The sequence below is a fragment of the Xanthomonas sp. NCPPB 3583 genome, assembly GCF_041475715.2.
Taxonomy (GTDB): domain Bacteria; phylum Pseudomonadota; class Gammaproteobacteria; order Xanthomonadales; family Xanthomonadaceae; genus Xanthomonas; species Xanthomonas euvesicatoria.
In genome coordinates this window covers 3,041,953-3,055,809 of sequence record NZ_CM191263.1, presented here as the reverse complement: position 1 = coordinate 3,055,809, position 13,857 = coordinate 3,041,953, and the positions used below count along the sequence as shown (strand labels likewise).

At 63.8% G+C, this 13,857-nt stretch carries 11 protein-coding genes and 1 tRNA gene; 9 read left to right on the top strand and 3 right to left on the bottom strand.

Translation table 11 applies throughout. The features are described from left to right. Positions 1 to 29: 29 nt before the first annotated feature. The 9 genes from nuoN to pnp all read left to right on the top strand — a co-directional run bounded on the left by nuoN (position 30) and on the right by pnp (position 11,118). Positions 30 to 1,490, top strand: a complete 1,461-nt coding sequence (gene nuoN, locus ACCQ07_RS13375; RefSeq protein WP_003485567.1) for an NADH-quinone oxidoreductase subunit NuoN — start codon at positions 30 to 32, stop codon at positions 1,488 to 1,490. 200 nt (positions 1,491 to 1,690) lie between these two features. Continuing rightward, positions 1,691 to 1,767 (top strand) — tRNA-Met (locus ACCQ07_RS13370). A gap of 197 nt (positions 1,768 to 1,964) precedes the next feature. Then, positions 1,965 to 2,555, top strand: coding sequence for a ribosome maturation factor RimP (rimP, locus tag ACCQ07_RS13365; RefSeq protein ID WP_008570977.1), 591 nt, complete (start codon positions 1,965 to 1,967; stop codon positions 2,553 to 2,555). 4 nt (positions 2,556 to 2,559) lie between these two features. Beyond that, positions 2,560 to 4,071, top strand: a complete 1,512-nt coding sequence (gene nusA / locus ACCQ07_RS13360; protein WP_005914268.1) for a transcription termination factor NusA — start codon at positions 2,560 to 2,562, stop codon at positions 4,069 to 4,071. 95 nt (positions 4,072 to 4,166) lie between these two features. Beyond that, positions 4,167 to 6,875, top strand: coding sequence for a translation initiation factor IF-2 (gene infB / locus ACCQ07_RS13355; protein ID WP_008570978.1), 2,709 nt, complete (start codon positions 4,167 to 4,169; stop codon positions 6,873 to 6,875). Positions 6,876 to 7,019: 144 nt separating this feature from the next. After that, entirely contained in the window at positions 7,020 to 7,412 is a 393-nt protein-coding gene (gene rbfA / locus ACCQ07_RS13350; protein ID WP_005914265.1) for a 30S ribosome-binding factor RbfA, read from the top strand. Between the two features lie 79 nt (positions 7,413 to 7,491). Continuing rightward, positions 7,492 to 8,418 carry a tRNA pseudouridine(55) synthase TruB gene (truB, locus tag ACCQ07_RS13345; protein ID WP_031423316.1) on the top strand — a complete coding sequence of 309 codons (927 nt, stop codon included), beginning with the start codon at positions 7,492 to 7,494 and terminating at the stop codon, positions 8,416 to 8,418. A 156-nt stretch (positions 8,419 to 8,574) separates the two neighbouring features. Beyond that, positions 8,575 to 8,835, top strand: a complete 261-nt coding sequence (gene rpsO, locus ACCQ07_RS13340; RefSeq protein ID WP_003485583.1) for a 30S ribosomal protein S15 — start codon at positions 8,575 to 8,577, stop codon at positions 8,833 to 8,835. A gap of 168 nt (positions 8,836 to 9,003) precedes the next feature. Next, the gene (gene pnp / locus ACCQ07_RS13335; protein ID WP_372163977.1) at positions 9,004 to 11,118 is read left to right on the top strand and encodes a polyribonucleotide nucleotidyltransferase; all 2,115 of its coding nucleotides are present in this window, start codon (positions 9,004 to 9,006) and stop codon (positions 11,116 to 11,118) included. A 411-nt stretch (positions 11,119 to 11,529) separates the two neighbouring features. Here the strand turns inward: pnp and ACCQ07_RS13330 are convergent, their stop codons facing one another. From ACCQ07_RS13330 to ACCQ07_RS13320, 3 genes are all read right to left on the bottom strand, one after another. Further along, positions 11,530 to 12,582, bottom strand: a complete 1,053-nt coding sequence (locus ACCQ07_RS13330; protein ID WP_372163975.1) for a DUF2272 domain-containing protein — start codon at positions 12,580 to 12,582, stop codon at positions 11,530 to 11,532. A 63-nt stretch (positions 12,583 to 12,645) separates the two neighbouring features. Next, positions 12,646 to 13,533, bottom strand: coding sequence for a carboxylating nicotinate-nucleotide diphosphorylase (nadC, locus tag ACCQ07_RS13325; protein ID WP_372363385.1), 888 nt, complete (start codon positions 13,531 to 13,533; stop codon positions 12,646 to 12,648). Next, on the bottom strand, positions 13,530 to 13,799 hold the full coding sequence (locus ACCQ07_RS13320) for a Trm112 family protein (protein ID WP_008570984.1): 270 nt from the start codon (positions 13,797 to 13,799) through the stop codon (positions 13,530 to 13,532). Before ACCQ07_RS13320 ends, nadC begins: the two co-directional genes overlap by 4 nt. Positions 13,800 to 13,857: the final 58 nt, after the last annotated feature.

Here is a 13,857-nt window from a genome sequence, read left to right as displayed (position 1 = left end):
CCGTACGTTTTGATTTTCAGGATTTAATGATGACCACGCCAACGCTCGCGCCGTTGACCACCGCTGACCTAGCTCCGCTCGTACCGGAGCTGGTGCTGATCGGCGGCGCCTTCGCACTGCTGATGCTCGACCTGTTCGTGAGCCAGCGGAACAAGGTCTGGACCCACCTGTTCTCCGTTGCCGTGCTTGCCGTGGTGCTCGTGTTGCTTGCAACCGGCACGGGCGGGCAGGGCGATATCTTCAATGGCATGTTCGTGCGCGACACGGCAGCCGATGTCATGAAGACCGTGATCGTGCTGGTCAGCGGGTTGAGCCTGGTGTATGGCTGGACCTACCTGCGCGAGCGTAATCTCTACCAGGGCGAAATCCCGGTGCTTGTGTTGTTCGCCACTGCCGGCATGATGCTGCTGGCGTCGGCCGGTAGCCTGTTGATGGTCTATCTGGGCCTGGAGCTGCTGGCGCTGTGCTCTTACGCACTGGTCGCCTCCAACCGCGACAATGGCCTGGCCACCGAAGCGGCGATGAAGTATTTCGTGCTCGGGTCGCTGGCGTCGGGTCTGCTGCTATACGGCATGTCGCTGGTCTACGGCGCCACCGGTACGCTCAGCCTGGCCGGCATCCACGATGCGATCGAAGGCTCGAACGAACGCACGTTGCTGCTGACCGGCACCATCTTCATGATCGCTGGCGTCGCCTTCAAGCTGGGTGCTGCACCCTTCCACATGTGGCTGCCCGACGTGTATCAGGGTGCGCCTGCGCCGATCGCGTTGTTCATCAGCTCGGCGCCCAAGCTTGCGGCGTTCGGTATGGCCTATCGCCTGCTGGAAGTCGGTATGGGTCCGTTGTCGCCGCAGTGGCATCTGCTGATCGGCGGCTTGTCGGCGGTTTCGCTGGTGGTCGGTAACCTGATGGCGATTGCGCAGAGCAACCTCAAGCGCATGCTCGCATACTCGACGGTCTCTCATATCGGCTTCCTGCTGATGGGCGTGGCGGGCGGCGGGGAAGAGGGCTATGCGGCTGCGATGTTCTACGCGGTCAGCTACACCATCATGTCCACCGCTTCGTTCGGCGCCATCATCGCGCTGTCGCGCAACGGGTTCGAAGCGGAAAACATCGACGACTTCAAGGGACTCAACGCGCGCAATCCGTGGATGGCTGGTCTGGTGCTGTGCATCATGGCATCGCTTGCAGGTATCCCGCCGTTCCTCGGTTTCTGGACCAAGCTGGCGGTGCTGGGCGCGGCAGTGAAGGGCGACATGCTGTGGCTGGCGTTGGTCGGTGTGATCTGCGCAGTGATCGGTGCGTACTACTACCTGCGCGTCATCAAGGTCATGTACTTCGACGAGCCGGTAGGCGAGCCGTTGCCGGCCAATAACGATCGCGTGCTCGGCACCGTGCTCGGCGTCAATGCGCTGGCCCTGCTTGCACTTGGTCTGGCCTGGAGTCCGATCATGGTGTGGTGCCAGCGCGCATTCGCCGGCCTCGCCTAAGACCGCTGCGCCAGCGTTAGGTTTTGCGGCGTCGCATCCTGCATGTGGCGTCGCACTGAAATAAAACCGCGCTGACTGTTTCGTTTTTGTTGCATTGCGGGTATTATTCGCCGCGACGTTGAACAGCCGCCACGCTGTCCAACAGATGAAAAACTAGGGCTTGCAATTGCCGCTCAAGTTCTTCATAATTCCGCTTCTGCTGCGGGGTGGAGCAGTCTGGCAGCTCGTCGGGCTCATAACCCGAAGGTCGCAGGTTCAAATCCTGCCCCCGCTACCAAGTTTCGAATTGTTGCTTTATCGCAGTAATTCAGCTTCTTGGATCGTAAGGACGCATGTTCCCGTCTTTACGCCGACCCTGAGAGGTCGGGTTTTTTTCACGCAAGGGGCCCATCGGGCCCCTTGTTTTTTCCGGAACCGGAAAGTTTGCTGCCGGTTGCCGGGGTTCTACTGGCAATCATCTGATCAGGGCAGTCTGTGAGCGAAAAAGCGACCGAAATCGCGAATCTGCTGAGTCCAACGGTTGAGTCCCTGGGCTTGGAACTGCTGGGCGTGGAATATCTTCCCGCTCCAGGCGGCGCCACATTGCGCCTATATATCGACGTGCCGCTGGCCGAACAGCCCGAGCGTGTCATCAATGTCGACGACTGCGAGCGCGTGAGCCGCGAAGTCTCCGCCCAGCTCGACGTCGAAGACCCGATCAGCGGTAACTACACGTTGGAAGTGTCATCGCCGGGTGTGGATCGTCCGCTGTTCACGCTGGAACAGTTCGCGCGCCACACCGGTGAGTCGGCAAAGATCGTCTTGAAGCTGGCGCAGGATGGTCGGCGCCGCTTCCAGGGCGAGATCCTGCGCATCGATGCCGAGGCAGAGGCGGTGGTGTTCGCTGTCGATGGCAAGGACGTGCAGATCGGCTACGACAATATCGACAAAGCGCGCATCGTGCCGGATTGGGTTGCGCTGGGTCTGGCACCGCAGAAACCGAACAAGCCCGGCCCGAAAAAACCCGGGCACGAAAAGAAGAAACCATCCAACGAGTCGGCGGCTGGCAAGCCGCGCGCGGAGTGACGAAATGAGCAAGGAACTTTTGCTGGTAGTGGATGCGGTCGCCAATGAAAAGGGCGTGCCGCGCGAAGTGATCTTCGAAGCGATCGAGGCCGCGCTGGCTTCCGCGGCGAAGAAGCGCTATCCCGACCAGGACGTGCTGGCCCGCGTCACCATCGATCACAAGGACGGTACTTACGAAACCTACCGTCGCTGGGAAGTGGTTGCCGATGACGTGGTGATGGAATCCCCTGACCGCCAGGTGCGTCTGATGGATGCCATCGACGAAGCCGACGGCGTGGAAGTGGGCGATTACATCGAAGAACAGATCGAGAATCCCGACTTCGGCCGTATCGCCGCGCAGGCTGCCAAGCAGGTGATCGTGCAGCGTGTGCGCGAGGCCGAGCGTCAGCAGGTGGTGGATGCGTGGAAGGATCGTGTGGGTGAGTTGATCACCGGCGTGGTCAAGCGCGCGGAGCGCGGCAATATTTTTGTCGATCTTGGCGGCAACGCCGAAGCCTTCATTCCGAAAGACAAGGGCATTCCGCGCGACGTGCTGCGTCCCGGCGACCGCGTGCGCGGTTACCTGGCCGAGGTGCGTTCCGAGCCACGCGGCCCGCAGCTGTTCATCAGCCGTGCCGCACCTGAATTCATGATCGAACTGTTCAAGCTCGAAGTGCCTGAAGTCGGTCAGGGCCTGGTCGAGATCAAGGCTTGCGCACGCGATCCGGGCGACCGCGCCAAGATCGCCGTGATCGCGCACGACGCCCGCACCGATCCCATCGGCGCCTGCATCGGCATGCGCGGTTCGCGCGTGCAGGCGGTGTCCAACGAACTCAATGGCGAGCGCGTGGACATCGTGTTGTGGAACGAGAACCCGGCCAACTTCGTCATCAACGCAATGGCGCCTGCCGAAGTGCAGTCGATCATCGTCGATGAAGACAAGCACTCGATGGACCTGGCCGTGGCAGAAGACCGCCTGGCGCAGGCGATCGGCAAGGGCGGCCAGAACGTGCGTCTGGCCAGCCGCCTGACCGGTTGGCAGCTCAACGTGATGACCGCCGACCAGGTGGCCGCCAAGTCCGAGGCCGAGCAGGCCGCGGCACGCCAGCTGTTCATGGACCGCCTGGAAGTGGACGAGGAAATCTCCGCGATCCTGGTCTCCGAAGGTTTCAATACGGTCGAAGAAATCGCCTACGTGCCGGTCGGCGAGTTGCTGGCGGTAGAGGGCTTCGACGAAGACATCGTTGAAGAACTGCGCGCCCGTGCCCGCGATGCGTTGCTCAACGCCGCGCTGGCCGAGGAAGAAGGCCTGGAAGGAACTCAGCCCACCGAGGACCTGCTGGCGCTGGAGGGGATGGACGAGGAGACGGCTTTTGCGCTGGCCGAGCACGGCGTGCGTACCAGCGAGGACTTGTCCGACCTGGCCGCCGACGAGATCGTCGACTTCGGCATCGAGGGCATGACCCAGGAGCGCGCTGCGGCGCTGATCCTGGCGGCCCGCGCCGAGGAGATCGCCCGTTTGGAGCGCGGCGAATGAGCCGGCAATGAACCGCGCCCTGACCCCATCAGGGCTTAGAATCAGCGTATCCCTTGCTCTGGGCGAGGGGGCGCCAACCAGATCATAGGATCCGAATGTCGCAGCAAACCACCATCCGCAAGCTTGCCGAACTGGTCAATACGCCGGTCGATAAACTGCTGGTTCAACTGGCCGAGGCCGGAATGAAGTTCAGCGGTCCCGACCAGGTCGTGACCAGCACCGAGAAGATGAAACTGCTTGGCTTCCTGCGTCGCACGCATGGCAAGGCGGAAACGTCTGCCGAAGCGGCGAGCGAAGCAGCCAAGAAGATCACGCTCAACCGGCGCAAGCTGCAGGAAGTCACTGTCAACGCCGGCCGCACCAAGACCACGGTCAACGTGGAAGTGCGGCAGAAGCGCACTTACGTGAAGTCCGAGAACGAAGGCAGCGGCCGCGCCGCACCGATGACGCCGGACGAAGAACGCGCCGATATCCTGCGTAAGCTCGAGGAGTCGCGTCAGCGCAACCTCGAAGAGCAGCAGCGCCTGGCCGAAAGCGACCGCGTGCGCGACGAGGCAATTCAGCGCAAGCGCGAGGAAGAGCAGGCCGCCAAGGACCGTGCAGAAGCCGAGCGCAAGGCTGCCGAGGAAGCCGCTGCGGCTGCCAGTGCGCCGGCCCCGGTTGCTGATGCGCCGACGCCGTCGGCGCCTGCCGCGCGGGCACCGTCTTCGCCGTCGTCCGCACCGCGTGCGGCACGTCCGGCGGGCGCATCTCCGGCCTCGCGTCCGGCAGCGCCGGCACGTGCGGACGACCGCAGCAATGCCGCCAAGCACAAGACGCGCGGTTCGCACGTCATGGTGGCCGGTGTTGAAGATGACGATGCGACCAAGCGCTTTGCCGGGCAGTTGCATCTGTCCGCGGCCGATCGCGCGCGGCGTTCCAATGTGCGCGGCAAGCCGACCGGCCGCCCGGGTTCGTCGTCCTCGCGCCGTGGTAATGACAACGGCCGTGGCGGCAGCCAGGCCAACAGCGGCCCGCACGGGTTCGAGCGTCCCACCGCACCGGTGGTGCGTGAAGTGGCGATCGGCGAGACCATCACCGTGGCAGACCTGGCGCAGAAGCTCGCGCTCAAGGGCGGCGACGTGGTCAAGGCGTTGTTCAAGATGGGCGTCATGGCGACCATCACCCAGAGCATCGATCACGACACCGCCGCACTGGTGACCGAAGAGCTTGGTCATAAAGCCGTGCGTGCCGACAATGCCGACTTCGAGGACGCGCTGCTGGCGCATGCCGAAGATGCGCAGGGCGAGGCCACGTCGCGTCCGCCGGTGGTCACCATCATGGGTCACGTCGATCACGGCAAGACCTCGCTGCTGGACTACATCCGCCGTACCAAGATCGCCTCCGGCGAAGCCGGCGGCATTACCCAGCACATCGGTGCGTACCACGTCGAAACCGGTCGTGGCGTCATCAGCTTCCTGGATACGCCCGGCCATGCCGCGTTTACCTCGATGCGTGCCCGTGGCGCCAAGATCACCGACATCGTGGTGCTGGTCGTTGCCGCCGACGATGGCGTGATGCCGCAGACCAAGGAAGCGGTTGCGCATGCCAAGGCGGCAGGCGTGCCGCTGATCGTGGCGGTCAACAAGATCGACAAGACCGGCGCGGATCCGCTGCGGGTCAAGAACGAGCTGCTGGCCGAAAACGTGGTGGCCGAAGAGTTCGGTGGCGATACCCAGTTCATCGAAGTGTCGGCCAAGGTCGGTACCGGCGTGGATACGCTGCTGGACGCGATTTCGCTGCAGGCCGAAGTGCTGGAGCTCAAGGCCGTGGCCGAGGGCCGCGCCAGCGGTACCGTCATCGAATCCTCGCTGGACAAGGGCCGCGGCCCGGTGGCGACGGTACTGGTGCAGCAGGGTGCGCTGAAGCGTGGCGACTATCTGGTGTGCGGCATCCAGTACGGCCGCGTGCGTGCGTTGTTCGACGAAACCGGCCATCAGCCGGCCTCGGCGGGCCCGTCGATTCCGGTGCAGGTGCTGGGTTTGTCCGGCGTGCCGGAAGCCGGCGACGACTTCGTGGTCGTCGACGACGAGCGCCTGGCCAAGGACGTGGCGCAGCAGCGCGAAACCAAGCGCCGCGAATCGCGTCTGGTGGCCTCGGCGACCAACCGCATGGAAGACATCCTGGCCCAGATGGGCAAGGGCGAAGGTCAGCAGGTACTGAACCTGGTGATCAAGGCCGACGTGCAGGGTTCGGTGGAAGCACTCAAGCAGTCGCTGGTGGCGTTGTCCAACGAGGACATCCGCATCAACGTGATCCACTCCGGCGTGGGCGGCATCACCGAATCCGACGCGAATTCGGCCGCTGCTTCCAAGGCGACGATCATCGGCTTCAACGTGCGCGCGGATGCCTCGGCGCGCAAGATCGTCGAGTCCAACGGCATTGATCTGCGTTACTTCTCGATCATCTATGACGTGATCGATCAGGTGAAGCAGGTGGCCTCCGGTCTGCTCGGCGTGGAAATCCGCGAAGAGATCATCGGTATCGCACAGGTCCGCGATGTGTTCCGCAGCTCGAAGTTCGGCGCGGTTGCAGGCTGCATGGTCATCGAAGGCGTGGTCAAGCGCAGCAAGCCGATCCGCGTGCTCCGCGACAGCGTTGTGGTGTTCGAAGGCGAGCTGGAATCGCTGCGTCGATTCAAGGAGAACGTCGACGAAGTGCGCAACGGTACCGAATGCGGTATCGGCGTGAAGGCTTACAACGACGTCAAGGCCGGCGACCAGATCGAGTGCTTCGAGCGTATCGAAGTGGCCCGTACGCTGTAACGGCTGCCGGGGCCTACCGGCCCCGGACTCCGTTCGGCGGAGTTGTCCAATGCAGGTTCTGCAAGGCGAGGGCGGCATGGCCGCCCGCGTTTGTTTTTTGGCTTCGGTGCCAACTGGCCCTCCGAATCAACCAGGTCCACGACCATGCCAACCAAATCATTCCATCGCACCGACCGCGTGTCCGCGCAGGTGCGTCGCGACCTCGGCACGATCGTGCACGCGGCCGTGCGCGACCATGGCCTGCCGTCGGTCAGCGTGTCCGACGTCGAAATCAGTCGCGACCTGGCGCATGCCAAGGTCTTTGTCACCGCGCTGCAGCAGGAGCGTTCGGCAGAAGCGGTCAAGGGGCTCAAGGAAATCGCCGGCCAGCTGCGTACCCAGTTGGCGCGCGCGATGAAGCTGCGCCACGTGCCCGAGCTGCACTTCCATTACGACGATTCGGTCGATCGCGGCGAACGCATCGACAATCTGCTGCGTGACCTGGACGACGTTGGCCCCGAGGCCACGTCCAGCGATGAAGATGCCGAACAGCGCTGAGCGCTGTCACGGCCTGCCGCATCTGCCGCGGCCCTGATTCCCGCAGGCGCGCACTGCGCCTGATTCGAGCACCGATCTTTTGAAACCCCGCATCGTTTATCGCCCGTTGCACGGCATCCTGCTGCTGGACAAGCCGGCCGGGCTGAGCTCCAACAATGCACTGCAGGCCGCACGCCGGTTATTGCGTGCAGACAAGGGTGGCCATACCGGCAGCCTGGATCCGCTGGCTACCGGCCTGTTGCCGCTCTGTTTTGGCGAAGCCACCAAGATCGCCGGACTGCTGCTTGGTTCAGCCAAGGCATACGACGCCGAGATCGTGTTGGGCGTCACCACCGACACCGACGATGCCGACGGCGAGCCGCTGCGCGAGCGTGCGGTGCCGGATCTGAGCGAGGCCGATCTACAGGCGGCGCTGGCGCCTTTCATCGGCCGTATCCAGCAACAAGCGCCCATTTATTCCGCGCTCAAGCAGGGCGGCGAGCCGCTGTATGCCAAGGCGCGACGCGGCGAACGTATCGAAGCGCCGGTGCGAGAGGTGGATGTGCAGGCGATCGATGTGCTGGGCTACAGCGCCCCAGGTCTGCGGCTGCGCGTGACCTGCGGCTCGGGCACGTATATCCGCAGCCTGGCACGTGACCTGGGCGAGGTGCTGGGATGTGGAGCGCACATCGCCTCGTTGCGTCGGCTGTGGGTGGAGCCGTTTCGCGCTCCACAGATGATCACGCTGGAGGCATTGTCGGCGGCGCTGGAGGCGGGCGCCGAAGCACGGACGCTATTGCTGCCGATCGAGGCCGGCCTGGCCGATTTTGCGCGAATCGTGCTCGATCAGGCCCATGCGGCGCGTTTCCGCATGGGCCAGCGCCTGCGTGATGCCGCATTTCCACCGGGGCAGGTCGCTGTATTCGGACCTGACGGAACCCCCTCGGGGCTAGGCCTGGTCGACGCCGACGGGCGCTTGTCGCCGCAGCGATTGTTCAATGGACTGAACGAAATTACGGCCTGTTAAGATTTTGTCAACTTGTTCCCTGGGCCGGGCGACGTTACAATTTCGCGGCCCCGATCGGGGCACCTCAGCGCCAAGCGCGCTCATCCTAAGCTAACGGCGAGTCCGACGGTGCGTCACGCACGTTCCTGTCGACCACGCATCTATCGAGAAAACATCATGTCCGTCGACACCCAGAAAGTTATTGAAGACAACAAGCGCAGCGCCCAGGACACCGGTTCGCCGGAAGTGCAGGTCGCTCTGCTGACCGCCCGCATCGAGCTGCTGACCGGTCACTTCAAGACCCACAAGAAGGATCACCACAGCCGTCGTGGTCTGCTGCAGATGGTCAATCGTCGCCGCAGCCTGCTCGACTACCTGAAAAAGAAGGACAACGAGCGTTACAAGTCCTTGATCGAGAAGCTCGGCCTGCGCCGCTAATCGAGTCCTACCGCCGCGGCGCAGCGATGCGCCGCGGTTTTGTTTTGGTCAATCGCACTACGTCTTAAGCAATACGCACTCTTGGGCCGGAGCCTCCCGGCCGCCCGTTCTCGGCATGGGTCGACGACGGTCCAACGCAGACAGCAATACCTAAGGGAAAAAACCTCCGTGGCAAAAATCACCAAAACCTTCCAGTACGGCAAGCACACCGTCACTCTTGAGACGGGCGAAATCGCTCGCCAGGCAGGCGGCGCCGTGATCGTCAAGTTCGACGACACCGTACTGCTGGTCACCGCCGTCGCCGCCAAGAGCGCGCGCGAAGGGCAGGACTTCTTTCCTCTGACGGTCGATTATCAGGAGAAGTTCTACGCTGGCGGCCGCATCCCGGGCGGCTTCTTCAAGCGCGAAGGACGCGCGACCGAGAAGGAAACGTTGATCTCGCGCCTGATCGATCGTCCGATCCGTCCGCTGTTTCCGGAGGACTACAAGAACGAAGTGCAGATCATCGCCACCGTGATGTCGATGAACCCGGACATCGACGGCGACATCGCCGCGCTGATCGGCGCCTCGGCTGCACTGTCGCTGGCCGGCACCCCCTTCAAGGGTCCGATCGGCGCTGCCAAGGTCGGCTACAAGAACGGTGAATACATCCTCAACCCGACCGTGACCGAGCTGAAGGATTCGCAGCTGGAGCTGGTCGTGGCCGGTACCGCCAACGCGGTGCTGATGGTCGAGTCCGAAGCCGAGCTGCTGTCCGAAGAAGTGATGCTGGGCGCAGTGACGTTCGGTCATCGCGAGATGCAGAAGGTCATCAACGTCATCAACGAGCTGACCGTCGAAGCCGGCACCAAGCCGTCCGACTGGGTGGCTCCGGCAAAGAACGAGGGCATGATCGCCGCACTGAAGGAAGCTGTGGGCGATCAGCTCGCGTCGGCATTCCAGGTGCGCGACAAGCTGCAGCGCCGCGATGCGATTTCGGCGATCAAGAAGGACGTGCTGGGCGCACTGGCGCCGCGCGCCACCATCGAAGGCTGGGCTGCCGGCGCTCTGGCCAAGGAATTCGGCGAGCTGGAATACCAGACCATGCGTGGTTCGGTGTTGAGCAGCAAGGTGCGTATCGACGGCCGTGCACTGGACACCGTGCGTCCGATCAGCGCCAAGGCCGGCGTGTTGCCGCGTACCCATGGCTCGGCGCTGTTTACCCGCGGCGAGACGCAGGCGATCGTGATCACCACCCTGGGCACCGCGCGCGACGGTCAGGTCATCGACGCAGTGTCGGGCGAGTACAAGGAAAACTTCCTGTTCCATTACAACTTCCCTCCGTACTCGGTGGGCGAGTGCGGTCGTTTCGGTGCGCCGAAGCGTCGTGAAATCGGCCACGGCCGCCTGGCCAAGCGTGGCGTGCTGGCTGTGATGCCGACCCTGGAAGAATTCCCGTACACCATTCGCGTGGTCTCGGAAATCACCGAGTCCAACGGTTCGTCCTCGATGGCATCGGTCTGCGGCAGCTCGCTGGCGCTGATGGATGCCGGCGTGCCGATCAAGGCGCCGGTCGCGGGTATCGCAATGGGTCTGGTCAAGGAAGGCAACGACTTCGTCGTGCTCTCCGACATCCTGGGTGACGAAGATCACCTCGGGGACATGGACTTCAAGGTGGCCGGTACTGCCGAAGGCGTGTCCGCGCTGCAGATGGACATCAAGATCGAAGGCATCACCGAAGAGATCATGAAGCAGGCCTTGCAGCAGGCCAAGGCTGGCCGCCTGCACATCCTGGGCGAGATGGCGCATGCGCTGACCACCCCGCGTCAGGAATTGAGCGACTACGCGCCGCGCCTGCTGACCATCAAGATCCACCCGGACAAGATCCGCGAAGTGATCGGCAAGGGTGGCTCGACCATCCAGGCCATCACCAAGGAAACCGGTACGCAGATCGACATCCAGGACGATGGCACGATCATCATCGCCTCGGTCAATGCCATTGCCGCGCAGGCTGCGAAGTCGCGCATCGAGCAGATCACCTCGGACGTGGAGCCGGGCCGCATCTACGAAGGCAAAGTCGCCAAGATCATGGACTTCGGTGCGTTCGTCACCATCCTGCCGGGCAAGGACGGCCTGGTGCACGTGTCGCAGATTTCCAGCGAGCGCGTGGAGAAGGTCGGCGACAAGTTGAAGGAAGGCGATCTGGTCCGCGTCAAGGTGCTGGAAGTGGACAAGCAGGGCCGCATCCGTCTGTCGATCAAGGCAGTGGAAGAAGGCGAAGGCGTGCAGGCGTCGGCCGAGTAATCGCGGCGTGCTGATGCAGCATGCGTGATGCATGACGAAAGAGCGGGCTTCGGCCCGCTTTTTTGTTGTGCACTTGACCCCTTCTCGCTCTGGGAGAAGGTGCCCAAAAGGGGGCGGATGAGGTACGTGCAAGGCCTGGTGATATTCGGAACGTAAGTGGCTTGCCCGTACCCTCGCCCCAACCCCTCTCCTGCAGGAGAGGGGCTTGGATTCCTTTTCATCCCGAGAGAAGGGCGCACAGCGCTGGACGGGGGCGTGCAACGCTGAATGGGGTGAAGGCGAGCAGGAGCTTCGCACCGTACCCTCACCTCAAGCCCTCTCCCGCGGGAGAGGGGCTTTGAATCCTTCTCCCATCGGGAGAAGGTACCCCGCAGGGGCCGACGAGGGTACGCCCGGCGTTACTGGTTCGATCTATCCTTGCTGCTGCGTCGGCGCTTGCTGCGTTTGCGGACGCGGCGGCACGACGCGTGGGAAGCCCGGCGGCATCGTTTGTTCTGTGGGTGCGGTGTCGGGTGTCGGCAGCGGCGCAGTGGGTAGCGGCGCAACCATCGCCGCATCAGGACGCAGCTTCAACAGCGCAGCCCAGTCGCGTCGATTGAAGTCGCACAGGTCTTCGTGCGCCGGCGTGCATTCGCTGGCGATGCCCAGGCTGTCTTCGTTCTGGTCCTGGCTGCTGTCCGATTGCGGTGTTGGCCACACCACGCGGCCGGCGCGATCCAGCGGCATCTTGCGCATCATCACCGTGTTGAATACGTTGCCGCCGATCAGATACAGCGTGCGATCGCCGCCGACGTTGGCGGCCACCACCACATCGCAATGCGACTGCCATGGCATCGGTGCGCTGCCGCCCAGCGCGGCCTTCAAGCCGGCATAGCCCAACGCGGTGCTGCGGCCGCGCAGCAGGCACAGCAGATCGCCGGGCGCCGGCTTCTCGACCGCTGGATCGGTGAACCGGTACGGTCCGGTAGTGCCGTCGTTGTAGGCGCTGCGGATGTAATCCAGATGGCGCGCGGAGCGATGAAAACCGCTCAGCCCCGACTGCGTCATCACCCAGGAGATGAAAGCGGCCGACCATGGGTTGTCGATCAGAAATGCGCGGCAGTCGCTGGCGGTGTAGCGCGTACCATCCAGTGCCGCGCAGCTCGATGCGCCGGGGCGTCCGCCCATGGACGCAAGCGTGCCACTGTCGCGCCAGTAGCCTGCAACGCGTTGCCAGGCGACCACGCCGTGATCGGCGAGATAGCCCGATTCGGCTTCGGTGACGCCCAGGCTGGCCAAGCGTCCCTTGGCATCGATAAACGGGCGTTGCCACAACCGATGCTCATTGCAGGCGCTGCGCACGATGGCGATCGCGGCGGGACTCGTTCCGAACCGTGGCGGGATATCGCACACCTCCGCAGCCGCAGCGCTACTTCCGATACCTGCCAGCAAGAAGCAGATCCACGGCCAAGGTTTGACGGTCATTGCAGGTCCTGCACGGAAACAATCGCAGCAGGCTGCCAGAGCCGGCTGCGCGCACGCGTGAAATCAGCGCGCTGGCGGTGGGCCGAGTTTGAGCGACAGATCCACTGCCTGCACATGCTTGGTGAGTCCGCCAATCGAGATGCAGTCCACCCCGTCTTCGGCAATTGCGCGAATGCCGGCCAGATCCACGCTGCCGGAGACTTCCAGCGGAATGCGTTGTTCCGGCTGTAGCGCAGCAACGAGACGCACCGCTTCTCGGCGCATGGCCTGGTCGAAGTCGTCGATCAGGATGCGCGTGCAGCCAACCTGCAGTGCTTCGTGCAGTTGCTCCAGCGTTTCCACTTCCACCACCAGCGGCAGCTGCGGTTGCTGCGCACGTGCGGCACGCACGGCCGCGCTCAGCGAACCGGCTGCGCGGATGTGGTTCTCCTTGAGCATCACCGTGTCGAACAGGCCGATGCGGTGATTGTCGCCACCGCCGCAGCGCACGGCGTATTTCTGCGCGGCGCGCAGGCCCGGCAGCGTCTTGCGCGTGTCCAGGATGCGCGCGCGCGTCCCGGCCACCGCAGCCACATACGCCGCGGTGGTGGTCGCCGTGGCAGACAGTGTCTGCATGAAATTGAGCGAGGTGCGTTCGGCACTGACCAGGCTACGGCTGCGCCCCTGCAACAGCGCGAGCACCGTGCCGGCGCCGACGTGCTGGCCCTCGTGCACGTGCCAGTCGATGCGTACCTGCGGGTCGAGCGCGCGGTGGGTGGCATCGAACCAGGGGCGGCCGGCGATGACCGCGTCCTGCTTGCACAGCAGGTAGGCGCTGTCGGCTTGGTCGGGTAGCAGTGCGGCGGTGACGTCGCCGCTGCCGATGTCTTCGGCCAAAGCACGCGCTACGTCGGCGTCGATCGATTCGGCGGGCGGCGCGGCCGGCACGTTGGTGTGCTGAGACAGGCTCACTTCTCGGGGAAGTCGGCGATTTGTGCGGTGGCGATGGCTTCTTCGGCCAGCAGCACCGGAATGCCGTCGTCGACGCGGAAGATCTGCTTGCGGTCGCGGGTGATCAGCGCTTCACGCAGCGGCTGGGTTTGTGCGGCGCCGTCGGCGCGCTGCAGGGTTCCGCCTGCGATGGCGGCATTGAGTGCTTCCAGGCCTTTGCCGTCGAGCAGCGAAAGCGGCTGGCGGGTGTCGGGCGAGCACAGCAGGTCGAGCAATTTGCGATCCATCGAAGTCTTGTCTTGCGTGGAGATTGGCTAGAATACGTCTTTACCGCAGGGCAGGGCC

Excerpts from the sequence above, each read along its gene's own strand:
- nuoN (WP_003485567.1), top strand. The coding sequence starts at position 30 with ATGACCACGCCAACGCTCGCGCCGTTGACCACCGCTGACCTAGCTCCG.
- nusA (WP_005914268.1), top strand. The coding sequence starts at position 2,560 with ATGAGCAAGGAACTTTTGCTGGTAGTGGATGCGGTCGCCAATGAAAAG.
- infB (WP_008570978.1), top strand. The coding sequence starts at position 4,167 with ATGTCGCAGCAAACCACCATCCGCAAGCTTGCCGAACTGGTCAATACG.
- rbfA (WP_005914265.1), top strand. The coding sequence starts at position 7,020 with ATGCCAACCAAATCATTCCATCGCACCGACCGCGTGTCCGCGCAGGTG.
- rpsO (WP_003485583.1), top strand. The coding sequence starts at position 8,575 with ATGTCCGTCGACACCCAGAAAGTTATTGAAGACAACAAGCGCAGCGCC.
- ACCQ07_RS13330 (WP_372163975.1), bottom strand. The coding sequence starts at position 12,582 with ATGACCGTCAAACCTTGGCCGTGGATCTGCTTCTTGCTGGCAGGTATC.
- ACCQ07_RS13320 (WP_008570984.1), bottom strand. The coding sequence starts at position 13,799 with ATGGATCGCAAATTGCTCGACCTGCTGTGCTCGCCCGACACCCGCCAG.